General features: G+C 63.0%; 18 protein-coding genes. 12 read left to right on the plus strand and 6 right to left on the minus strand.

Annotation, left to right across the window (positions count from 1 at the left end; all coding sequences use genetic code 11):
- Positions 1-103 precede the first annotated feature (103 nt).
- From pabB to arfB, 4 genes are read left to right on the plus strand one after another with little or no spacing between them, the layout of a single operon-like run.
- Positions 104-1,891 carry an aminodeoxychorismate synthase component I gene (pabB, locus tag RM192_RS01875; protein WP_311505841.1) on the plus strand — a complete coding sequence of 596 codons (1,788 nt, stop codon included), beginning with the start codon at positions 104-106 and terminating at the stop codon, positions 1,889-1,891.
- A gap of 1 nt (position 1,892) precedes the next feature.
- Positions 1,893-3,056, plus strand: a complete 1,164-nt coding sequence (locus RM192_RS01880; RefSeq protein ID WP_311505842.1) for a pyridoxal phosphate-dependent aminotransferase — start codon at positions 1,893-1,895, stop codon at positions 3,054-3,056.
- A gap of 38 nt (positions 3,057-3,094) precedes the next feature.
- Positions 3,095-3,832, plus strand: coding sequence for an RNA pseudouridine synthase (locus RM192_RS01885; protein ID WP_311505844.1), 738 nt, complete (start codon positions 3,095-3,097; stop codon positions 3,830-3,832).
- The gene (gene arfB / locus RM192_RS01890; protein ID WP_311505845.1) at positions 3,829-4,242 is read left to right on the plus strand and encodes an alternative ribosome rescue aminoacyl-tRNA hydrolase ArfB; all 414 of its coding nucleotides are present in this window, start codon (positions 3,829-3,831) and stop codon (positions 4,240-4,242) included. Before RM192_RS01885 ends, arfB begins: the two co-directional genes overlap by 4 nt.
- Here arfB and murA read toward each other — a convergent pair.
- Positions 4,239-5,522: a UDP-N-acetylglucosamine 1-carboxyvinyltransferase gene (gene murA, locus RM192_RS01895; RefSeq protein ID WP_311505847.1), complete on the minus strand. Its 1,284-nt coding sequence runs from the start codon at positions 5,520-5,522 to the stop codon at positions 4,239-4,241. The two genes, arfB and murA, sit on opposite strands and share 4 nt — an antisense overlap.
- A 140-nt stretch (positions 5,523-5,662) precedes the next feature.
- Between murA and galU the strand changes: the two genes are divergently transcribed.
- Positions 5,663-6,553: a UTP--glucose-1-phosphate uridylyltransferase GalU gene (gene galU / locus RM192_RS01900; RefSeq protein WP_311505848.1), complete on the plus strand. Its 891-nt coding sequence runs from the start codon at positions 5,663-5,665 to the stop codon at positions 6,551-6,553.
- Here the strand turns inward: galU and RM192_RS01905 are convergent.
- The gene (locus tag RM192_RS01905; protein WP_311505849.1) at positions 6,550-7,224 is read right to left on the minus strand and encodes a TetR/AcrR family transcriptional regulator; all 675 of its coding nucleotides are present in this window, start codon (positions 7,222-7,224) and stop codon (positions 6,550-6,552) included. The genes galU and RM192_RS01905 overlap by 4 nt on opposite strands.
- Before the next feature lie 187 nt (positions 7,225-7,411).
- On the opposite strand from RM192_RS01905, the gene RM192_RS01910 reads away from it, so the two are divergent.
- From RM192_RS01910 to RM192_RS01930, 5 genes are all read left to right on the plus strand, one after another.
- Positions 7,412-8,527 (plus strand): Gfo/Idh/MocA family oxidoreductase, encoded by a 1,116-nt coding sequence (locus tag RM192_RS01910; protein ID WP_311505850.1) that lies wholly within the window; start codon positions 7,412-7,414, stop codon positions 8,525-8,527.
- A gap of 11 nt (positions 8,528-8,538) precedes the next feature.
- A complete protein-coding gene (locus RM192_RS01915) occupies positions 8,539-9,594 on the plus strand; it encodes a sugar phosphate isomerase/epimerase (RefSeq protein WP_311505851.1) in 1,056 nt (351 codons plus the stop codon).
- A 388-nt stretch (positions 9,595-9,982) separates the two neighbouring features.
- Positions 9,983-12,349, plus strand: a complete 2,367-nt coding sequence (locus tag RM192_RS01920; protein ID WP_311505853.1) for a TonB-dependent receptor — start codon at positions 9,983-9,985, stop codon at positions 12,347-12,349.
- A gap of 223 nt (positions 12,350-12,572) precedes the next feature.
- A complete protein-coding gene (locus RM192_RS01925) occupies positions 12,573-13,319 on the plus strand; it encodes an electron transfer flavoprotein subunit beta/FixA family protein (protein ID WP_311505855.1) in 747 nt (248 codons plus the stop codon).
- A 108-nt stretch (positions 13,320-13,427) separates the two neighbouring features.
- Entirely contained in the window at positions 13,428-14,357 is a 930-nt protein-coding gene (locus RM192_RS01930; RefSeq protein WP_311505856.1) for an electron transfer flavoprotein subunit alpha/FixB family protein, read from the plus strand.
- Between the two features lie 411 nt (positions 14,358-14,768).
- Here the strand turns inward: RM192_RS01930 and RM192_RS01935 are convergent, their stop codons facing one another.
- Both RM192_RS01935 and RM192_RS01940 read right to left on the minus strand, forming a co-directional pair.
- Positions 14,769-15,752, minus strand: a complete 984-nt coding sequence (locus tag RM192_RS01935; RefSeq protein WP_311505858.1) for a sugar phosphate isomerase/epimerase — start codon at positions 15,750-15,752, stop codon at positions 14,769-14,771.
- Entirely contained in the window at positions 15,749-16,969 is a 1,221-nt protein-coding gene (locus tag RM192_RS01940) for an MFS transporter (protein WP_311505861.1), read from the minus strand. The genes RM192_RS01935 and RM192_RS01940 overlap by 4 nt, the downstream gene beginning before the upstream one ends.
- A gap of 221 nt (positions 16,970-17,190) precedes the next feature.
- On the opposite strand from RM192_RS01940, the gene RM192_RS01945 reads away from it, so the two are divergent.
- Together RM192_RS01945 and RM192_RS01950 are read left to right on the plus strand one after the other, a co-directional pair.
- The gene (locus tag RM192_RS01945; protein WP_311508549.1) at positions 17,191-17,601 is read left to right on the plus strand and encodes a gluconate 2-dehydrogenase subunit 3 family protein; all 411 of its coding nucleotides are present in this window, start codon (positions 17,191-17,193) and stop codon (positions 17,599-17,601) included.
- A gap of 27 nt (positions 17,602-17,628) precedes the next feature.
- Entirely contained in the window at positions 17,629-19,320 is a 1,692-nt protein-coding gene (locus tag RM192_RS01950; RefSeq protein WP_311505862.1) for a GMC family oxidoreductase, read from the plus strand.
- Positions 19,321-19,395: 75 nt separating this feature from the next.
- Here the strand turns inward: RM192_RS01950 and xylA are convergent, their stop codons facing one another.
- The gene (gene xylA, locus RM192_RS01955) at positions 19,396-20,709 is read right to left on the minus strand and encodes a xylose isomerase (protein ID WP_311505865.1); all 1,314 of its coding nucleotides are present in this window, start codon (positions 20,707-20,709) and stop codon (positions 19,396-19,398) included.
- A gap of 11 nt (positions 20,710-20,720) precedes the next feature.
- Positions 20,721-22,160, minus strand: coding sequence for a xylulokinase (gene xylB, locus RM192_RS01960; RefSeq protein ID WP_311505866.1), 1,440 nt, complete (start codon positions 22,158-22,160; stop codon positions 20,721-20,723).
- Positions 22,161-22,178 lie beyond the last annotated feature (18 nt).

The following is a 22,178-nucleotide window of genomic DNA, read 5'->3' on the forward strand; positions in this document are numbered from 1 at the left end:
CCGTTTCTCTGATGATTAGGGCGCGGAAGGCGGCCATGCGAGAGGTTTTTGCATCCGCATCGGGGAACGGCTAGAGCGCCCCACACCTTACGATTCAAGGCCCATGACCCGCGCCCCTTTCATCCTCCTCGACGACGCCCGCAGCGAAGGCGCCAGCGACGCCCGCCTCTATGAGCAGGCGCTCGAAATCGTGGTTGCCCGCCGCCCGGACGAGGTGGAGCAGGCGCTGACGCGGATTGCTGCCACGCCGGGCAACTGGGCAGGCTATCTCGCCTATGAAGCCGGTCTCGCGCTCGAACCGCGTCTTGCCCCGCTCGCCCCCGGACGCACGGGAGCGGCAGGGCCGCTGGTATGGTTCGCACGGTTCGAGACGGTCACCCGTATGCCCAGCGCCGGGGTCGAGCGCTGGCTGGCGCGCGAGGCGACCGGACCGGGCAGGCTCGGGCCGATGAGCGCCGCGCTTTCTGCCGGTGGCTATGCGCGAGCATTCGGCCTCGTTCAGGATGCGATCCGCGCAGGCGACATTTATCAGGCGAACCTAACGTTTCCGCTGACCGGCACTTGGGACGGCGATCCGCTGGCGATCTATGCGGATGTGCGGCGCGATGCGCAGGCGGGTTACGGTGGGGTGATCTGGGACGGCGCGCACTGGCACCTCTCGTTCTCGCCTGAATTGTTTTTCAAACTGGCAGGCGGCGAGGCGCGCGTTCGCCCGATGAAGGGCACCGCCCCGCGCGGGACCACGCCGGAGGAAGACGCCCGGTTCAAGGCCGATCTTTCCGCCAGCGTGAAGGACCGCGCAGAAAACCTGATGATCGTCGACCTGATGCGTAACGATCTCTCGCGCGTTTCGCAGGCCGGATCGGTCAAGGTGGAGGCGCCGTTTGCCATCGAAACTTATCCCACCGTCCACCAGATGGTGACAACGGTTCGGGCAAAGTTGGCGCCGGGCGAGGATGTGCGCAGCCTGCTGCGTGCGATCTTTCCTTGCGGCTCGATCACCGGCGCGCCCAAGATTCGCGCGATGGAATTGATCCATCAGGCCGAACGCGATGCACGCGGGGTCTATTGCGGATCGATCGGACGGATCGACCCCACTGGCGATGCGGCGTTCAATGTGGCAATCCGCACCGTGCGCCTGGCCAGCGATCATCCCGGCGCTGCCGGAGGCCGCGCGGTCATGGGCGTCGGCTCGGCAGTGGTTGCCGATTCCGCGATGATCGGCGAATGGCGCGAATGCGTGGTAAAGGGGAATTTCTTGCGTCTGACTGCGGGCCATGCCGACCTGATCGAGACGATGGCCTTTGACCCGGCGAAGGGCATCGAACTGCTCGAACTGCATCTCGAACGGATGAAGGCGAGCGCGCTGGCGCTCGGCTTCAGCTTCGATCGCCACGCCATCCGCAACGCCATCCACGCACTGTGCTTCGATCTCGATGCACCATCGAAAGTGCGGCTGGTGGTGTCAAAAGGCGGGGCGCACGCGCTTGAGGCTTCGGCCCTGCCTGCCCCGTTGGACGCGGTTACTTGCGCCGTGCTGCCGTTGCCGGTTTCGGACGGAGACTGGCGCTTGCGTCACAAGACAACAGACCGCGCGTTTTACGAAGCGGGCTTGGCCGCCGCGAAGAAGGCCGGAGCAGGGGAAGCCCTTTTCCTGCGCGATGACGGGCTGATTACCGAAGGCACCTTCACCAACGTTTTCGTTGAACGTGGAGCCAAGCTGCTGACCCCGCGCGCCGATCTCGGCCTGCTGCCAGGCGTCCTGCGCCGCAGCCTGATCGACGCGGGCCGTGCGGTGGAAGCAGACCTGACGCTGGACGATCTGGCGGGCGGGTTCCTCGTCGGCAATGCCTTGCGCGGGCTGATACCGGCGCGGCTGCTGGGGGCCTGATATGTTGTCCGAGGCTCTCGCGCGCATCGCGCCTTCGCGCACCACCGCCATCACCGACCGTGCCATCCAACTGCGCGCCGAGGGGCGCGACGTTATTTCGCTCTCGGTCGGCGAACCCGATTTCGCCACCCCAGCCCATGTCATTCAGGCGGCCAAGGATGCGCTCGACGCGGGCGACACCAAATATACCGCCGTCGCGGGCACTGCCGCCTTGCGCGAAGCGGCTGCGCTGCACTTCAGGCGCGATCTCGGCATTGATGTCCCGGCGGCTCAGGTGATCGTCAGCGCGGGCGGAAAGCAGGCGATTTTCCACGCGCTGCTGGCCACACTCGATCCGGCGGACGAAGTGCTGATCCCGTCCCCGTGGTGGGTCAGCTACCCCGAAATCGTGCGCTTCACCGGCGCGTCTGTGGTGGACCTGCCGACCACGGCGGCGGGCAGTTTCCGCATCACGCCCGGCCAGCTTGAAGCTGCAATCACGCCCGCGACGCGCTGGCTCCTGCTCAACAGCCCCGGCAACCCGACCGGCGCGACTTATCCCGCAGCGGAACTGCGCGCGCTTGGCGAAGTGCTGCGCCGACACCCGCGCGTGCTGGTGATGAGCGACGATATCTACGCGCCGCTGCGCTATGGCGAGGGCATGCACGCCACATTGGCGGTGGAATGCCCCGATCTTGCAGACCGCATCCTGACCGTCTCGGGCGTATCGAAAAGTCACGCGATGACCGGTTTTCGCATCGGTGTTTCGGCCGGCCCCGCATGGTTGATCGGCGCGATGGGGCGGCTGCAATCGCACTCCTCGGGCAATCCCGCTTCGATCAGCCAGGCCGCTGCGGTAGCTGCTTTCACTGGCCCGCAGGATTTCCTCATCGCATGGCGCGAACGCTTCCGCGCGCGGCGCGACATGGTGGTTGCCCAAATCAATGCGATTTCCGGCCTCAGCACGCCCGTGCCCGATGGTGCGTTCTATTGCATGATCGACGCCGCACCGTTGATGGACCGCTTCGGCGACGATGAGGCGATGTGCCTGCATATGCTCGAAAGCGGCGTCGCAGTCGTCCCCGCTTCGGCCTTTGGCGGACGCGACGGCTTCCGCATCAGCTTTGCCGCCGACGAGGCAAAACTTGAAGAAGCCGTCCGCCGAATTGCGTCGGCCGTCGCCTGATATACCGGCCCACACCGGGCCACTGGAACACTTTGTAAATGATCGATTTCTCAATCCTGTTCGAAGACGGTGAAGCGCTGGTCATCGACAAGCCAGCCGGCCTCCCGCTCGACCGTCCGCGTGCAGGTGGCCCCGCGCTCGAGGACTTCCTCGACGCGCTGCGTTTCGGCTTCCAGCGCGAGCCGTTCCCGGTCCACCGGCTTGACCGCGATACCTCGGGCTGCCTGCTGCTCGCGCGCAACCCCAAGGCATTGAAGCGCTTCTCCGCCGCGTTCGAAGCGCGCGAAGTGGACAAGGTCTATCTCGGCGTCGTCGCTGGAGAAGTGGTGGGTGAGAGTGGCACGATTGACCTTGCCCTGTCCAAGATCAGCTCGGCCGAAAAGGGCTGGCGGATGATCCCGGCCAGGAAAGGCAAGCCCGCGATCACTCACTGGAAGGTGATGGACCGCAAGCCGGGCATGACCATGGTCGAGTTCCGTCCCGAAACCGGGCGTACCCATCAGATCCGCATTCATGCGCTGGCTGGGCTGGGCTTCGCCCTGCTGGGCGATCCGATCTACGGCGACGGCAGCGGTGCGCGCCGCACCATGCTTCACGCCGCAGCGCTGACCATCCAGCGCACGGGCAAGGATCCGATCACTGCCATCGCCCCGCTGCCGATCGATTTCGACGCGCTGGGATTCGACGTCCCCGGCTTCGAACGCGAAGAGCTTGTGCCTTTCGCTGCGCCGGAACCGGAAATCGCCGACACCACAGAGCCGGGCGAGGAGCAATGACCCCGGACGACGTTGTTGCCCATGCCATGACGCTGGTCGAGGAGAGCTTCATCGCCTCGGCCGGACCCGGCGGGCAGAACGTCAACAAGGTCGCCACTGCCGTCCAGATCAGGCTCGACGTCTTCGCGCTGCGCCTGCCGCCACCGGTGTTTCACCGCCTCAAGGAACTGGCGGGCAGCAAGTTCACCGCCAAGGGTGAGATCGTGCTGACCGCGCGCAGCTATCGCACACAGGAACAGAACCGCGACGACGCGCGCAAACGCCTTGGCGAGCTGCTGCGCGATGCGATGAACCTGCCGGCCAAGCGCGCCAAATCACGCCTCAACCGCGTGGGCAAAGTGCAGCGACTTGAGGGCAAGAAAATCCGCGGCACGATCAAGGCTGGTCGCGGCAAAGTGCGGCTGGATTAATCCCCGCCGACGCGGTCGATCTCGGCGCCCAGCAGGGACAGCTTTTCCTCAAGCCGCTCATAGCCGCGGTCGAGGTGATATAGCCGGTGGACCTGCGTTTCGCCCTCGGCGGCAAGGCCAGCGATCACCAGGCTCATTGATGCGCGAAGGTCGGTCGCCATCACTTCGGCGCCGGTCAGCTTCTCCACGCCGTGGACCACAGCGGTGCGGCCCTTGGTCTCGATCCGCGCGCCCATGCGGTTCAGCTCGGGCACGTGCATGTAGCGGTTCTCGAAGATCGTCTCGGTGAGCACCGATGACCCGCTGGCCAGACACAGCATTGCCATCAACTGCGCCTGCATGTCGGTGGCAAAGCCGGGGTAGGGCGCGGTGGATAGCGTTACCGGCTTGAGCGGGCCCTCAGCCGCAACATAAATGCCGCCCGCACGGGGCTCCACGTGCACGCCGGCATCGCGCAGCGCCTGGACCGTGGCTTCCATATCCTCGATTTTTGCGCCCTTGAGCATGACGTCACCGCCAGTGATCGCAGCGGCGCAGGCATAGGACCCGGCCTCGATGCGGTCCGGCATGACCATGTAGGTTGCGCCGTGCAGACGGTCGACGCCATGAATGGTGATGTCCGACGTGCCGATGCCCTCGATCTGTGCGCCCATTGCCACCAGCATGTTGCACAAGTCGACGATTTCAGGTTCGCGAGCAGCATTGTGCAGGGTCGATTTTCCCTTGCACAAGACGGCCGTCATCAGCGCGTTTTCGGTCGCACCGACAGAGACCACAGGGAACGAATAACGCCCGCCCGGAAGCCCGCCGTCCGGCGCAATTGCGCGCACATAACCCGCCGCGAGTTCGATGGTTGCGCCAAGCGCTTCGAGAGCTTTGAGGTGCAGGTCGATGGGTCGGTTGCCGATGGCGCAGCCGCCGGGAAGCGACACGGTCGCCTCTCCCGCGCGCGCCAGCATCGGCCCGAGCACGAGGATCGAGGCGCGCATCTTGCGGACAAGGTCGTAGGGCGCGACGGTCGAGGTCAGGCGCGTAGCCTGCAGCGTCATCACCCGGCCGAAATCTTCAGGGCGCGCGCCCGCGATGGATGTCGAAATCCCGAACTGGTTCATCAGGTGCTGGAAACCATCGATGTCGGCAAGGCGCGGCAGGTTGCGCAGCGTCACCGGCTCGTCGGTCAGCAGTGCGCAAGGCAGCAGCGTCAGTGCCGAATTCTTCGCGCCAGAGACCGGCACGGTGCCAGAAAGGCGCTTTCCGCCGCGGATGATGATCTTGTCCATCAAGGTCGTTTAGCCAGTTTGCCTTGGCGTGCAAGTCCCGCCGCCAACCGTTATTGCGCCGCCTCGGCATTGACATTTTCCCTCAGTAATTGTGCAGTGCATCACGCGACTGCAACAATGCTTTGGCTAAAAGAGAAAAGATGTCTGAAACCACTGCTCGCAAGCCCATCCGCAAGGCCGTGTTCCCCGTCGCGGGTCTCGGTACCCGCTTCCTCCCGGCAACCAAGGCTATCCCCAAGGAAATGCTGCCGGTTATCGATCGGCCGCTGATCCAGTACGCTGTCGACGAGGCGCGCGAAGCCGGGATCGAACAGCTGATTTTCGTGACCGGGCGCGGCAAGACCGCCATCGTCGAGCATTTCGACACGGCCTACGAGCTCGAACATACCATGGCCGATCGCGGCAAGTTGCTCGACGTGCTCGAGCCTACGCGCATCCAGCCAGGCAACCTTGTCACCGTCCGCCAGCAGGTGCCGATGGGCCTTGGCCACGCGATCTGGTGCGCCCGCGCGGTCGTAGGCGATGAGCCCTTCGCCATCTTTCTGCCTGACGAGATGATGGTCGGCAGCCCAGGCTGCATGAAGCAGATGGTCGATGCCTACAATCAGGTTGGCGGCAATCTCATCTCGGTGCTCGAAGTGCCCGACGAGGAAGTTTCGAGCTACGGCGTGATCGCGCCGGGCGCGCGCATTTCAGACACGCTGACCGAAGTGACCGGTCTTGTCGAAAAGCCAAAGCGCGAAGATGCGCCGTCGAACCTGATCATTTCGGGCCGCTACATTCTCCAGCCCGAAGTGATGCGCACGCTGGAAAGTCAGGGCAAGGGCGCTGGCGGTGAAATCCAGCTGACCGACGCGATGGCGAGGATGATCGGGCAGCAGCCGTTCCACGCGGTCACGTTTGCCGGGCAGCGCTACGATTGTGGCAGCAAGACCGGCTTCGTCGAGGCGACACTGGCGCTGGCGCTGCAACGGCCTGATCTGGCCGACGACGTTCGCGCGATCATGAAGCGACTGCTGGCCGATTCCTAATCGGCCCGCAGATAAGCCAGGCACATCCGGCCAAGTTCACGCTTGAGCGCTTCCCAATCGTAATCGTGCGCTGCTTCACCGGATGAGCCAAGGCTCAACTGGCGGGCCAGCGTCGCGAAGACGATCAGGTAAGCCGATGTCGCCTTCATTTCGTTATCGCTGCCGCCGAAAGCGTCGCGGAATCGCAGCATGGCATTGGTGCCGCGCTCGGTCGCCAGCGCGGCATGGTCCTTGCCCGGTTTGGACACCAGCGGATCGAATGCGGCGCGCTCCATCGCCAGCCGCAGCAGCGGGGCGTTCACGCGGAGAACCTCGGCATAGCCCGCAACATAGCGCGGAATGAACTCCTCCAGCGTTGCGGAGTTTTCCAGCACTTCTGTGATCATCGCCTCTTCGGCCTGCGCCAGTTCCTCGAGCGCACGGGCGATCACGGCGCGGACAAGATTGTCCTTGCTCTGAAAGCGCAGATAGATCGATCCGATCGACACCTTTCCGCGCAAGTTGACGTCCTGCAGCGTGAAATCCTCGTTGCCGAGTTCAAGCATGAGTTCGCGCGCGGCGACGAGCATCCGTTCGAGCGAAGCCTTGCTGCGCCCTTGTTGGGGCGTGCGGCTCATCGCTTCCACGGCCAGTGCCGGTTCGCCCGTCTGTTGTTTTGCGCTTCGTGCCATCGGCCTTCGGATCTCGCTGAAAAGACGAAAATGAATACTAGAATACGGTGGAACGAACCTCTTGCATGTTTCCCCTTCTATCGGAATGCCAAAAATGCCAGTTTGGGCGTGGTCGCGAACTACGTTGACCGGCCTGCGTTTTAAAATAAAATGCATCTTTTAATGACAGCGATGTCGGGGGAGTAGAATGCGACGTTTGCGAATGGCCATGATCGGCGGAGGCCCCGGCGCGTTTATTGGCCCGGTCCACCGCTTTGCGGCAGAGCTTGACCGTGAGATCGAACTGGTTGCTGGCGTGTTTTCCAGCGACGCGGATCGCAGCCGCGCGGCCGGAGACAGCTACCGCATTGATCCTGCGCGCGCCTATCCTTCGCTGGATGCGATGTTCGCTGCCGAAGCCGCGCGCGAGGACGGCATCGATTTCGTGGCCATCGTCACGCCCAATCACAATCACCTGCCGTCTGCCCGCGCAGCCCTCGCCGCAGGCCTGCCCGTGATCACCGACAAGCCGCTCACCGCAACTTTGGCAGAGGCCCATGACTTGGCTGAAGTGGTCGAAGCTGCTGGCAAGCCCTTCGGCGTAACCTACACCTACTCCGGTTATCCTCTGGTGCGCGAGGCGCGGGCGCGCATTGCCGCGGGCGAAATCGGCACGATCCGCAAGGTCGTGGTGGAGTATCCGCAAGGCTGGCTCGCTGGCGAAGCTGTCGGCAAGCAGGCGGAATGGCGCGTCGACCCGTCCCGTGCCGGGCTTGGCGGCTGCATCGGCGATATCGGAGTTCACGCCTTCCAGCTGGCCGAATTCGTGACAGGCCTGCGCGTGACCGAGCTGCTCGCCGATCTCGGCGCTGTGGTTCCAGGCCGGTTGCTTGACGACGATTGCTCGATCCTGCTGCGCTTCGATAACGGTGCACGCGGCGTACTTCTCGCCAGCCAGATCGAGGTGGGAGAGCTGAATGGACTGCGCATTCGTGCCTATGGCGAGAAGGGCGGGATCGTGTGGAAGCAGGAAGTGCCGAACACACTGACGGTCCATCGTCTCGATGGGCGGACTGAAATCGTCCATGCAGGCGGCAGCCAGATCGGCCCGGATGCAGCGTCGCGCACGCGCACGCCGACAGGGCATCCCGAAGGCTATCTTGAGGCTTTTGCCAATCTTTACCGCGATTTCGCCGCGCTTGTTCGCGGTGAACAGGCGCCGTTGCTGCCCGGCATTGCCGATGGTGTGCGCGGCATGACCTTCATCGCCACTGCGGTTGCCGCCAGCCGAGACAGAGCCGGCTGGGTCAAGCTCGAAGGCTGAGGAGAATACACATGAAAACGATCAAGGGACCCGGCATTTTCCTCGCCCAATTCGCGGGTGACGATGCGCCGTTTGGCAGCCTCGAAACGATTGCGGACTGGGCCTCCGGGCTTGGTTACAAGGGTATCCAGATTCCGAGCTGGGACGCCCGACTGTTCGATCTTGAAAAGGCAGCCACCAGCCAGACCTATTGCGACGAGATCACCGGCATGCTCGCCGACAAGGGGCTGCAGATCACCGAACTCTCCACGCACCTGCAGGGCCAGCTCGTCGCGGTCCACCCAGCGTTCGATGCCCAGTTCGATGCCTTCGCCGCCGCTGAAGTGCGCGGAAATCCATCGGCGCGGCAGGAATGGGCGGTGCAGCAACTCAACCATGCCGCAAAAGCCAGCCGCAACCTTGGCCTTGCCGCGCATGCCTCGTTCTCGGGTGCCCTCGCCTGGCCCTACTTCTACCCTTGGCCCGCGCGTCCGGCCGGGCTGGTCGAGGATGCGTTCGACGAACTTGCGCGCCGCTGGAAGCCGATTCTCGACGTATTCGACGAGAACGGTGTCGATGTTGCCTACGAGATCCATCCCGGCGAAGACCTGCACGATGGCGTTACGTTCGAGATGTTCCTTGACCGCGTGGGCAATCACCCGCGCGCCAATATCCTCTACGATCCCAGCCACTTCGTGCTGCAGCAGCTCGATTACCTCGCGTTCATCGACATCTACAAGGAGCGCATCAAGTGCTTCCATGTGAAGGATGCCGAGTTCCGGCCCAACGGGCGGTCGGGCGTATATGGCGGCTACCAGTCGTGGGTCGATCGCCCCGGCCGGTTCCGCTCGCTGGGCGATGGCCAGGTCGATTTCGGCCAGATCTTCAGCAAGATGGCTGCCAACGACTTTGCCGGATGGGCGGTGCTCGAATGGGAATGTGCTCTGAAGCATCCCGAGGTTGGCGCAGCGGAAGGCGCGCCGTTCATCGACCGCCACATCATCAAGGTGACCGAGCACGCTTTCGACGATTTCGCGGCGGGCGGCGCGGACCGCGAAATGAATCGGCGGTTGATGGGGATCACCTGATCCGCGTCCTCGGACGGGTTTGAGATGGGGCCGGCGGATATTTCCGACCGGCCCTTTTCTTTGCCGATGACCCCACCCATTCATTCAGTGAATGCAAAATCATAAAGACAATTTTCTGTTTGGATGACACCACTTGGCGTAAGCAGGGCCACCAGCGCGGTGGTCGAGGCCTGCCCGCTCAAATCCAAAGTCTCTGTCTATGCTCAGGCAAAGACTCATTATTTTACTTGATAGGCTGTCTGGGTCATCGACAGTGACCATGTGCAATCGAAGCGGCAAGAGCCGGAGAAGTCCACTCTTGCCTCAATAGAATTTAGGTTCTAGTATCTGAAATTCTAAAATGCTAACGGCAGCACGACATCGTGCGCCGAATGGGGAGGAAACCATCATGCCGAACATCAAATACACCCGCATGCTTCTGGCGAGCGCTTGTGCGTTTGCTTGTGCAATGCCTGCCTATGCGCAGGACACTGCCGCTGAAGAAACCGATCCCAACATCATCATCGTTACCGCGCAGAACCGTTCGCAAAACGTCAACGACGTTCCGATCGCGATCAACGTGATCACGGGTGAGCAGCTCCAGAATGCCGGCTTCTCGAACATGAACGACATCGGCAAGATCTCGCCCGTGGTTCAGCTCAACCAGGATCAGGGGACGGTCAAGGTCACTGTCCGCGGCGTCGGCACTGGTTCGGCTGACGAAGCGCAGGACACCTCGGTCGTCGTGAATATCGATGGCGAATACATCAACCGCCCGAACGTGCTCGGCGTTTCGATGTTCGACATCGACCGTGTCGAAGTGCTGCGCGGTCCGCAGGGCACGCTTTATGGTCGCAACTCGACCGGCGGCGCGATCAACTTCATCACCCGCAAGCCGGGCAAGGACTTTGGCGTCAACCTCTCGGGCAGCTATGGCAACTATGATGCAGTGCGTCTCGACGGTGGCATCGACATTCCTGCGGGCGACATCGCCGGCCTTCGCGTAGCGGGCTTTTACGAAAAGCGCGACGGCTACACCTATCACCCGGACATCAAGCAGCGTTCGGACGACAATGAATCGTACGGCGGGCGCGCCTCGCTGCGATTCGATCCGACCGATGCCCTGTCGATCAACCTTGCCGGTGAATATGCCGAGCGTCACTTCGTGCCCGCAGCCTTTGCCGCCACGAACCTGAACGGCGCCGGCAATGGACCGACCGGACCCGGTTGCAATGCCAGCGGCTATACCAGAGTTGCTCCGGCCTACAGCCAGACGCTTTGCACGCCGTCGCAGACCAACTTCCTGTCGGGCATCGATCGCGGGTCCTACAACGCACCGCTGTTCGGCCTTGGCCAGATTGACCAGAAGACCTGGGCCGTACGTGGCCGCATCGCCTATGAATTCTCGCCAGCAGCAACGCTCAGCTACACCGGCGGCTATCGTGATTTCGATCAGGGCAGCTACCTGACCCTGCCAATCGTCTACCGTTCGTACACGTTCGAGGACAAGGCGAAGACGCAAAGCCACGAAATTCGCCTCAACGGCGAAGTCGGCGGCGTGATCTACCAGGTCGGCGGTTTCTACTTCAAGGAAGAGCTCGACCGCGAGAACGGCTTCTTCCTGCCGATCGGTCCAAATGGCACTTATCTGTCGTACTTTGGCCGTGACGTTGTCAGCGACAGCAAGTCCGTGTTCGGCCAGGTCGAAGTGCCTTTGGGCGAAACGCTCACTGCTGTTGGTGGCCTGCGCTATACCAAGAACAAGCGCGATGCGGTCTATGTCAACGGCACGCCGTTCGGTTTCGGCCCCCCCGACGCCTTCCTCGTCGCGCCGGGCACGCCGACCAGCAACTACTTGTTCAATTCGGGCCCGGGCCGCAAGGACCTGACCAAGCTTCCTTACGCAACTACGCTGCTGCTCGGCAGCGATGAGAGCAAGGTGACCTGGCTTGCCGGGCTTAACTACAAGCCCAATTCCGACACGCTGGTCTTCGCCAAGGTGTCGACCGGCTTCAAGGGCGGCGGCTTCGATTCGGTTGGCGATTACAAGCCTGAGACCAACACGGCCTATGAACTCGGCTGGAAGCAGAGTTTCGGTGAAAGCAGCCAGCACCAGTTCAATCTTGGCGGCTTCTACTACGACTACCGCGACCTGCAGGTTTCGGTCCTGCTCGACACCACCGTCGGCGGCCAGACCTTCAATGCGGGCAAGGCCAAGATCTGGGGCGTCGAAGCATCGGCTGATTTCAAGCTGAGCGACAACGATACGTTCAGTGCTTCGTTCAACTACCTCAATGCCGAGTACAAGGACCTCAAGGCGCAGTTCAACGTCTACACGGTTCCGGGCACAGGCGCTGACGTCAATGGCGTCGGCGATCTCGATCCCACCAAGCCCGGCGTCCAGCAACCGAACTTCGCAGGCAACCGTCCACCGTTCTCGCCGGAATTCGTGATCACCGTCGGCTACGATCACGTGTTCAATCTCGGCGGCGCGGGTTCGGTGACGGCTGCGGCCTTCACCACCTTCAAGAGCTCGTACTTCACCGACTTCTACAATTACCGCGACGGCCAGCAGAAGGCGTTCACTCAGACCGATCTCTCGCTGACCTACAAGCCCGAGAGCGACAAGTTCTCGGTAGTGGCCTTTGTCAAGAACCTCGAAAACACCCGCGCGCTGACTTACGGCAGCTTCGTTTCGGCAGGCCCTGACGATATCTACAACTGGCAGTTCGGCACGCCGCGCACATACGGCGTCCGCTTCAGCGTCGACTTCTAAACCCTCAAGAAGGGTGAAAGATCGGGAGGCATCGGTTCGCCGTTGCCTCCCTTTTTTGTGCCTTGCTTAATCTGCACAGGCCTGAACACCCCCCAAACTGCAAAGTTTGCCTTTGCAGCTTTGCAATTTTACCGTGGACAGCGCCACAGTTCCGCGCCATCGGCAATCGTCTGCCGGGATGCCCGTGTCCCGTGAACAAGAGATTCTCAGGAGCACAAGTCCGATGAAAGCCCTGGTCTGCGTGAAGCGCGTGATAGATTACAACGTGAAGCCTCGTGTGAAGAGCGACGGTTCTGGTGTTGATCTTGCGAACGTGAAGATGAGCATGAACCCGTTTGACGAGATTGCGGTCGAGGAAGCCATTCGCCTGAAGGAGAAGGGCGTTGTGACCGAGATCGTGGCGGTTTCGGTGGGTCCGCAGAAGGCGCAGGAGACGCTGCGCACGGCGCTGGCGATGGGCGCGGACCGGGCGATTCTGGTGATGAGCGACGACGAGGTCGAGCCGCTGGCGGTGGCCAAGATCATTGCGGGCATCGCCGGCGAAGAGGCTCCGGGCCTGATCATCACCGGCAAGCAGGCGATCGACGACGATTCGAACCAGGTCGGCCAGATGGTCGCGGCATTGCTCGGGCGTCCGCAGGGCACCTTTGCCAACGAGATTACGGTTGAGGGCGATGCGGTCGTGGTCAAGCGCGAGATCGACGGGGGTCTGCAGACGGTGAAGCTGGCGCTGCCTGCGGTGGTCACCACCGACTTGCGCCTGAACGAGCCGCGCTATGCAAGCCTGCCCAACATCATGAAGGCCAAGTCCAAGCCCTTGGCGAACAAGACGCCCGCCGATTACGGCGTCGACACCGCGCCGCGGCTCAAGACGCTGACGGTAAGCGAACCGCCGGTGCGCAGCGCCGGGATCAAGGTCGCCGACGTCGATGCGCTGGTCGCCAAGCTCAAGGAAATGGGCGTAGCCTGAGGGCTGCCCCGTTCCCCCATTCCCCGTTCGGGCTGAGCTTGTCGAAGCCCGCACGCCTTGCCCGCGTCCTTCGACAGGCTCAGGACGAACGGATCAGAGGATAGACAGATGAAGACACTGGTTCTGGTCGAACACGACAACGCATCGGTCAAGGATGCGACGCTCGCCGCCGTCACCGCTGCCAGCCAGCTTGGCGAAGTGACCGCGCTGGTCGCAGGCGCGGATTGTGACGGCGCCGCGCAGGCTGCCGCGCAGATCGCAGGCGTTGCCAAGGTCATCAAGGCTGATGACGCGGCGCTCGCCAATGCGCTGGCGGAAAACCTCGCGCCGCTGGTGGCAAGCCTGATGGCGGACTACGACGCCTTCGTCGCGCCCGCCACGACCACCGGCAAGAACGTCGCGCCGCGCGTGGCCGCCCTGCTCGACGTGATGCAGGTCTCGGACATCCTCTCGGTCGAGGGTCCCCGGACGTTCACCCGCCCGATCTATGCCGGCAACGCCATCGCCACGGTCGAGAGCAGCGACGCCAAGCTGGTGATCACCGTGCGCGGCACCGCCTTTGCCAAGGCTGACGCGACCGGCGGCAGTGCATCGGTCGAAGCCGTCAGCGCCACCCCCGACAGCGGCCTCAGCAGCTTCGTCAGCGCCGAGATCGCCAAGTCCGAGCGTCCGGAACTGACCAGCGCGAAGATCATCGTCTCGGGCGGCCGCGCGCTCAAGGACGCAGCCACGTTCGAACAGGTGATCACGCCGCTGGCGGACAAGCTCGGCGCGGGCATCGGCGCAAGCCGCGCGGCGGTCGACGCAGGCTACGTGCCCAACGACTACCAGGTCGGCCAGACCGGCAAGATCGTCGCTCCCGAAGTCTACATCGCGGTCGGCATCTCGGGCGCGATCCAGCACCTTGCGGGCATGAAGGACTCCAAGACCATCATCGCCATCAACAAGGACGAGGACGCCCCGATCTTCCAGGTCGCAGACCTCGGCCTCGTCGGCGACCTGTTCACGCTGGTGCCCGAACTGACCGGCAAGCTCTGAGCCACAAACCACCGCGTGTTGGAGAGTTTCCCCGGGGAAACTCTCCAACATCGTTGAACACAAACACAAAAAGGCCTCGCCGAAACGCGAGGCCTTTTTTGTTTGTCTGAGCGGCGTCTGCCGAAGCCTGAATTGCGGGAACGATCGATTTTGCTCGTAGCGATGTTGCGTTTAGCGCAACTGTAATTTCATCCTTCGCACTTGCGAGAGGGGCCTCAAAACCGCAAATAGAGCAGGCCTTTCAGGCATCCTCTCCCAAACTTTTCAAGGTCGGCCTTCGGGTCGGCCTTTCTTTTTGCGCAACTGACTCGTGGGTCAGCGGTGGAAATGAAAAGGGGAGCCCGAAGCCTCCCCCAAACACATCGGTGATTTGACACCGTCAGGCAAAATCCGACCTGCAGATGCCCCTCGTCAGGCGACGAAGCGTGACAGGAAGGCGTGGCTCTTGGTCACCGCGGCGAGTCGGTCCATCGTGAAGGGCGGTTCCTGTTCGACGTAGAAGTGCTCGACTCCGGCGGCGAGTGCGGCGGGCAGGATCTTTGCCCATTGCAGACGGCCTGATCCAACTTCGGTGGGGTCCTGACTCATCACGTAGTTGGTCCTGGTCGTTGCCTTGACGTCCTTGACGTGGACGGCCTTGACCCGGCCCTTGAGCTTGCCGAGTTCGATTGCGGGATCGAGGCCAGCTGCCGAAGTCCAGCCCAGATCCAGTTCAAAGTTGACAAGCGATGGATCGGTTTCCTTCAGCAGAATGTCCCACCCGGTCACGCCGCCGTCCAGCGGAGCGAATTCCATGTTGTGATTGTGGTAACCCAGCTTGATGCCGAACGGCTTCAGTGCGGCAGCGCGTTCGTTGAGAAGCGCTGCTGTGCGCTTCCAGTGGTCAGCCCCAGCGGCACGCAAGGCGTCGCCGATGGCGACTTGAGGGTTGACGCCTTCGGGAATCGAAAAGCCTTCGGGCAGCGGGCAGAGCGGCAGGAATACTTGATAGATGCCCAGCGCATTGAGGCCATCGGCGATCTGCTGCGCCGGGCTCATCAGGTTGAGCGCGCCGCCGGTGAAGGGGCCGGGCATGTTCATGTGGATCGATGAGTAACGCACGCCCACCTTGTCGGCCGCAGCGCGCAAATCTGCCGGGCTGCGGTTGTAGAAATTGGGCAGTTCGATGTCGGTGAAGCCCACGGCCGCCAGCTTGGCCAGCGTGCCATCGAGGTCCTTGGTTGGCATGTCGCCCAGCGTATAGAGCTGCAGACCGATCGGCTTGCCGATACGCTGGAAGAACGGCTTGCCGCGCGAAGCTCGCGCAAAAGCGGGCGTTTCGGTGATGGCGAGGGCGCTTGCCGCTCCGAGAGCAGCGAGCAACGAGCGGCGATCAAGTTTCGAAACGAGCATCATGCGATCTCCGCAGGCTTGGCTGGACCATGGGATTCAGGTTTGAATGCGACGAGCAGCAGCAGCGCACCCAGGGTGGCAAGGCCGGTGGGCACGAGGAACACCGTGGTGTAGTCGACCACGCCGTCCGGCCCGGTGAGCGAGGCGACTATGGCGGGGAAGGCGAAGCTTGCCACCATGTTGCCGACGCCAAGGATGAGCAGATTGAACAGCCCTTGCGCCGAAGAGCGCACGTCCTTGGGGAAGGCCTCGTCGACGAAGATATAGACCGTGGCGAAGAAGAAGGCGTAGCAGATGCCGTGGAGCAACTGCACCGCGATGATTGCGGGCACGCTATCGGCGAGGAACGAGAACGCGAGGAAGCGCGCTGCATGGCCGAGGATGCCGATGATCATCGTCCAGCGCCAGCCGAGGCGCGCCAATACGGTGCCCAGCACCACCATCGTCAGGATTTCGGCTACCTGACCTAGGCTGAGCACGACCATCGACAGGTTGCCGGCAATGCCCACGCGGTTGGTCAAGAAAGCGTCCGACAGCACGAAGTAGCCGTTGTGGACGACCGAATCGATGAAGGTGACGAGGAACAGCACGGCCACGACAGGCTTTTTGAGCAGGCCGATCGCACGGCGCCATGCCAGCTTGTCCACATCGCCGCCGGTCTTGGGCGGGGTGTGCGGCAGGGTCAGCGAGAAGGCTGCCATCACGAACGAGATCACCGCAGCGACGACGAAGATCATGCGGACCTGCGAAGCATCGGCATGCGCGCCGAGGATGAACACGAAGGGCCAGCTCGCCATGATCCAACCCACGGTGCCGCCCGAGCGGACCGAGCCGAACTCGGCCGGGTTGGGCAAGTGAGTGAAGGCCACAGTGTTGGTCACCGACAGCGTCGGCACATAGACGAGGCTGTAGACCATGTAGCAGGCGAAGAACGGCAAGAAGCTGGTGCTGAACGCAACGCCCAGCAGCGCGAGGCCGCCGATCAGGTGGCTGCCCGCAAGAAATCGTTCAGCGGAGAATGTGCGGTCGGCAAACTGGTTCGAGAAGAAGATGCCGATGACCGAGGCGATGCCCCAGCACGTGCCGACCAGCCCCTGTTGCCCGGCGCTGAACCCGAGCATGCCCATATAGGGAAACAGCTTTGGCGCCCAGGCACCCCATACCGCAAGTTGCAACGCCATCATGGCGAACAGGCGAATTTTTAGTGACAGCGTTGACAATTTTAGCCCCTCGATCCCATACCCTTTGCCAAGGATAGTTGCCGGAACGCGGCAAAGACGCAACAGCGAATTGGGCAGGAGAGCTTGAAATGCAGGCCATGCACTTGGAAAGGCGTGATTTTCTTGGCGCCTTGGCGGGGCTTTTGGGGGTTTCGGCGCTCCCCGCAGCGGCCCTTGCCGCGAATCCTGCCGCGGTTTTGCCGAAGCCGCAGTTGGATCTGGTGACGGCCGTGGCCGATACCTTCATCCCGCGCACGGATACGCCGGGAGCTGCTGATGCAGGTGTGCCTGCGCAATTTGCTGCGATGCTGGCAAACTGGGCGGCGCCAGCCACGCGCACTTCGATGCTCGCACGTCTCGACGCCATCGATGCCGCTGCTCGCGGCGGCAAGGGCAAGCCATTTGCCAAGCTTTCGGCGAAGGACCGGCTGGCCGTGCTCAAGGACTATGACACAGCCCACTTCGCAGAGCCGGACTACAAGCGCCTGCGAGACCTCATCCTGATCCTCTATTACAATTCGGAACCCGGCGCGACGGTCGAGCTTCGCTATGAACACGCCCCCGGTGCCTTCGTGCCATCGATCCCCATGACGGCCCAGACGCGCGCGTGGGCCGGCATGTCGTTCTTCTGATAAAACGCCCGTTGGGGAGAGAAAACAATGTTTGACGTAATCGTCATCGGCTCAGGCATGAGCGGCGGCATTGCCGCAAAGGAACTGTGCGAGCGCGGACTCAAGACGCTCGTGATCGAGCGCGGTCGCAAGCTGGAGCACGGCGCGTCCTATTCGGATTGGATGCAGCCATGGGATGTCCCCAATGCCGGCGCAATTCCCGAAGAGGAACTGGCCCGCGACTATGAAGTGCAGCGCCATTGCTATGCGGTTTCGACCGCGACCAAGCAGTATTGGGTGAAAGACAGCGAACATCCCTATTCCACGCCAGAGGACAAGCCGTTCTGGTGGATCAGAGGCTATCACCTTGGTGGTCGCTCGATCATGTGGGGACGCCAGACCTACCGGATGTCCGAGATGGATTTCCAGTCGAACGCGCTCGACGGGCATGGGGCAGACTGGCCGATCCGCTATGCCGATCTCGCGCCGTGGTACGACCATGTCGAGAAGTTCATCGGCGTTTCCGGATCGAAGGAAGGCCTGGCCCAGCTTCCTGACGGCGAGTTTCTGCCCGCCATGCCGATGAACGATGGGGAAAAGGCGTTCAAGGCAGCTGTCGAGGCCAAGTTCGACAACCGCAAGGTGATCATCGGGCGCTGCGCCCACCTGACGGAGGCCAAGGACCACCATACTGCACTTGGCCGCAACCAGTGCATGAACCGTTCGCTGTGCGAGCGTGGCTGCTCGCTGGGAGCGTATCACTCGAGCCTGTCATCGTCGCTTCCGGCGGCTGAGGCGACCGGCAACCTGACGATCGTTACCGACGCCATCGCCCATTCGATCATCACCGATCCCAAGACCGGGAAGGCGACCGGCGTGCGCGTGATCGACCAGAACACCAAGGAAGGCCGCGTTTACGAGGCCAAGGTGATCTTCCTCAATGCATCGACCATCCCGACCGCGCAGATCCTGCTCAATTCGAAGAGCGAGGCTCATCCGCGTGGGCTGGCCAATTCGTCGGACATGGTTGGCCGGGGTATTACCGACCACCTCTATGGTCTGGGCTATGCCGCGCGGATGCCGGGGCCTGAAACGATCTACAAGGGTCGCCGGCCCAATGGCCTCTATATTCCGCGCTACCGCAACCTGCCGGGCATGGCGGATGAGGCGGACTTCCTGCGTGGCTACGGGTTCCAGGGTGCCGTGCAGCGTACGCCCTGGCGCAATGTTGCGTCTTCTGCTCCGGGCGTCGGTGCCGAACTCAAGGACCGCATCCGCCAGCCCGGTGAATGGGTGACCTTCTTTTCCGGCTTTGGCGAAATGCTGCCCGATCCGAACAACCGCGTCACGCTGCACGCCAGCAAGGTCGATCAATGGGGCATCCCGCTGGTCCACATCGATTGCGCGCATGGCGAGAACGACAAGAAGATGGCCAAGGCCATCCTGGCGGACGGCAAGGCGATGATCGAAGCTGCTGGGGGCCAGATCGTTCAGGCGCGCACCGAACTGGTACCGCCGGGGCTGGGCATCCACGAAATGGGCACTGCCACGATGGGCAAGGACCCGAAGACTTCGGTGCTGAACAAGTTCAACCAGGCGCACGACGTGCCGAACCTGTTCATCACCGATGGCGCGGCCATGGCTTCGGGCGGCTGCCAGAACCCGTCGCTGACCTACATGGCGCTGGCGGCCCGCGCGGCGCACCATGCGACCGAGTTCCTCAAGGCGGGAACGATCTGAGGCTGCGGCTGAGCCGCATGAAAAAGGGCCGGGGAAGCGTGGTGCTTTCCCGGCCCTTTTCGTATCATTCGTGGATCACACCCGGTTGATCAGGTTCTCGCACCATTCCTGACGGCCCGACTTGCGCACCGGAGCAAGGTCGCGCTCAACCGCGATGTCGGCAATCCCGGCAAGCGTCGCGCCATCGGCATGGACCGCGCGGCCAAGCTCGCCCTGCCATCCGGCGTAGCGCTCGCTGCGGAAGGCGTCGAGCTTCCCGTCCTCGATCAGTGCGGCTGCCTTGACCAGTGCGTGGGCGATGGTGTCGACCCCGCCGATGTGGCCGTGGAACAGGTCTACCGCGTCGATCGACTGTCGGCGGACCTTGGCGTCGAAGTTGAAGCCGCCGTCAGTGAAACCGCCCGCACGGACCAGTTCGAGCACAGCAAGCGTCAGTTCTTCGACCGAGTTGGGGAATTGGTCGGTGTCCCAGCCGTTCTGGTGATCGCCGCGATTGGCGTCGATCGAGCCAAAGATGCCGAGCGCGCGGGCCATCGCCAGTTCGTGCTCGAAAGTGTGGCCCGACAGCGTGGCGTGGTTCGCCTCGATGTTGACCCGCACCTCGTTCTCCAGCCCGAAGCGCTTGAGGAAGCCGTAAACGGTCTGGGTGTCGAAGTCGTACTGGTGTTTGGTCGGTTCGTGCGGCTTGGGTTCGATCAGGATTGTGCCTTTGAACCCGATGCGATGCTTGTGATCGACCACGAGGCTGAGGAAGCGTCCGAAGTTTTCCTGCTCGATGCCGATCTCGGTATTGAGGATGGTGTCGTAGCCTTCGCGGCCGCCCCACAACACATAGTTTGCGCCGCCCAGCCTGTGCGTGGCTTCCAAGGCATCGCGCACCTGCGAAGCGCCCCAGGCGAAGACTTCGGGGTCGGGATTTGTCGCCGCGCCCGCCATGTAGCGCGGATGGCCGAACAGGTTGGCGGTGCCCCACAGCAGCTTCCGTCCGTGCTGGCCCTGCAGTTCCTCAAGGTGATCTACCGCCTCGGCAAAGCTCTTGCGGAATGCGCCGATGCCCTCGGCGTCGGCCATAACGTCAACGTCGTGGAAACAGTAGAAAGGCAGATCGAGCTTTTCGACGAAGGCCAGTGCGGCCTCGCGCTTTGCCTTGGCGTTCCTCCCGTCCATCGGACCTTGCAACCAGGGGCGGGTGAAAGTTCCAGCGCCGAACACGTCGCTGCCTGGCCAGCAGAAGGTGTGCCACATGCACACTGCAAAGCGCAGGTGGTCTTCCATGCGCTTGCCCAGGATCACGCGGTCCTTGTCGTACCAGCGATAAGCAAGATCATTGTCGCTGTCCGGCCCTTCATAGCGGACTGTGGCGAATTCGGCGAAATAGTCGGCGGACATCATGCTTCCTTTCAGAGGTGGCGGACAGCGCCATAGGCGGCGCGGAATGCGGCAAGTTTGGGGGCCAGCCTTTCGGCCAGCGCCGGGTCAGGCTCGATCGAATGGGATAGCGGCGGGCGTGTGCAGACCTCTGCCGGGTCTGCCCCGGTCACCGCGATCTGCGCCAGCTTGGCCGCGCCGAGCGCAGGGCCAACTTCACCGCCCTCAAGATAATCGAGCCGCACGTTCAGCACCGAGGCAAGAATGCGCCCCCAATGGGCTGATCGCGCGCCGCCGCCGATGACCGACAGCGCGGACAACTGCGTTCCGGCTTCGCGCAGCGCATCGATGCCATCGGCATGGGCAAAGGCGACCCCTTCAAGCACGGCTGCAGCCATGTGCTCAGGCCCGGTCTCGTTGCCCAGCCGCAGAAAGGCCCCGCGCACCGATGGATCGTTGTGCGGAGTGCGTTCGCCCGAGAGGTAGGGTAGGTACAGTTCCGGGCCGCTCGCGGGACCAGCCCGTTCGGCGAGCGTCAGTAGCCCCGGCACGTCGACGCCGGTCAGCCGCGCGGCCCAATCGAGGCAGCTTGCCGCCGAAAGATGCACGCTCATCTGGTGCCAGAGTCCGGGCAGGCAGTGGCAGAAGGCGTGGACCGCGCGCGCCGGATTGGGCCGGAAGTCCCTGGTCGCCACGAAGATCACGCCCGATGTGCCGAGCGAGAGAAAGGCATCGCCGTCGTTCACCACGCCAACGCCCGCAGCCCCTGCCGCATTATCGCCGCCTCCTGCCGCAACGGGCACGCGCCCCATGCCCCAGCGCGCGGCAACCTCAGCCGAAAGAACGCCCGTCGCTTCGCTACCTTCGAACAGGCGCGGCATGTGGGCACGCGAAAGACCCGTGGCATCAAGCATCGCGTCCGACCAGTCGCGCGCGGCCACGTCCAGCCACAGCGTGCCCGCGCTGTCGGCCATGTCCGAGGCTTTGTCCCCGGTCAGGCAGAGCCGGACGTAGTCCTTGGGCAGCAGCACGGTGCGGACTTTCGCAAACACGTCTGGTTCTTCGTTGCGGACCCATGCCAGTTTCGGCGCCGTGAAACCGGGCATCGCGATATTGCCGGTGATCGCGCGGGTGCGCCGCTCGGCTGTTTCGATTTCCGCGCATTGGGCGAAACTGCGCCCGTCGTTCCACAGGATCGCGGGGCGCAGCGGTTTGTCGTCAGCGCCCAACAGTGTTGCGCCGTGCATTTGCCCGGCGAGGCCCACGCCTTTGACGGCTGCGCGCAAGACTGAAGGAATGCCAAGCACTGCGGCATCCGTAGCGCGCAACCATGCCTCGGGGTTCTGTTCAGACCACATCGGGTGCGGGCGGCTCACCTCGAGCGGTGCTGTTGCTTGCGCAGCAATCGCGCCGCCTTCTTCCAGAAGCACGGCTTTCACCCCGGACGTGCCGATGTCGATCCCCAGATACATGATTTGAATCTTTCCGCT

The sequence above is a fragment of the Novosphingobium sp. MMS21-SN21R genome (assembly GCF_031846015.1).
Classification (GTDB): Bacteria; Pseudomonadota; Alphaproteobacteria; order Sphingomonadales; family Sphingomonadaceae; genus Novosphingobium.

Bases quoted from the DNA above. Each gene is read 5' to 3' on its own strand.
- pabB (WP_311505841.1), top strand. From the start codon at position 104: ATGACCCGCGCCCCTTTCATCCTCCTCGACGACGCCCGCAGCGAAGGC.
- RM192_RS01880 (WP_311505842.1), top strand. From the start codon at position 1,893: ATGTTGTCCGAGGCTCTCGCGCGCATCGCGCCTTCGCGCACCACCGCC.
- RM192_RS01885 (WP_311505844.1), top strand. From the start codon at position 3,095: ATGATCGATTTCTCAATCCTGTTCGAAGACGGTGAAGCGCTGGTCATC.
- arfB (WP_311505845.1), top strand. From the start codon at position 3,829: ATGACCCCGGACGACGTTGTTGCCCATGCCATGACGCTGGTCGAGGAG.
- murA (WP_311505847.1), bottom strand. From the start codon at position 5,522: ATGGACAAGATCATCATCCGCGGCGGAAAGCGCCTTTCTGGCACCGTG.
- galU (WP_311505848.1), top strand. From the start codon at position 5,663: ATGTCTGAAACCACTGCTCGCAAGCCCATCCGCAAGGCCGTGTTCCCC.
- RM192_RS01905 (WP_311505849.1), bottom strand. From the start codon at position 7,224: ATGGCACGAAGCGCAAAACAACAGACGGGCGAACCGGCACTGGCCGTG.
- RM192_RS01910 (WP_311505850.1), top strand. From the start codon at position 7,412: ATGCGACGTTTGCGAATGGCCATGATCGGCGGAGGCCCCGGCGCGTTT.
- RM192_RS01915 (WP_311505851.1), top strand. From the start codon at position 8,539: ATGAAAACGATCAAGGGACCCGGCATTTTCCTCGCCCAATTCGCGGGT.
- RM192_RS01920 (WP_311505853.1), top strand. From the start codon at position 9,983: ATGCCGAACATCAAATACACCCGCATGCTTCTGGCGAGCGCTTGTGCG.
- RM192_RS01925 (WP_311505855.1), top strand. From the start codon at position 12,573: ATGAAAGCCCTGGTCTGCGTGAAGCGCGTGATAGATTACAACGTGAAG.
- RM192_RS01930 (WP_311505856.1), top strand. From the start codon at position 13,428: ATGAAGACACTGGTTCTGGTCGAACACGACAACGCATCGGTCAAGGAT.
- RM192_RS01935 (WP_311505858.1), bottom strand. From the start codon at position 15,752: ATGATGCTCGTTTCGAAACTTGATCGCCGCTCGTTGCTCGCTGCTCTC.
- RM192_RS01950 (WP_311505862.1), top strand. From the start codon at position 17,629: ATGTTTGACGTAATCGTCATCGGCTCAGGCATGAGCGGCGGCATTGCC.
- xylA (WP_311505865.1), bottom strand. From the start codon at position 20,709: ATGTCCGCCGACTATTTCGCCGAATTCGCCACAGTCCGCTATGAAGGG.
- xylB (WP_311505866.1), bottom strand. From the start codon at position 22,160: ATGTATCTGGGGATCGACATCGGCACGTCCGGGGTGAAAGCCGTGCTT.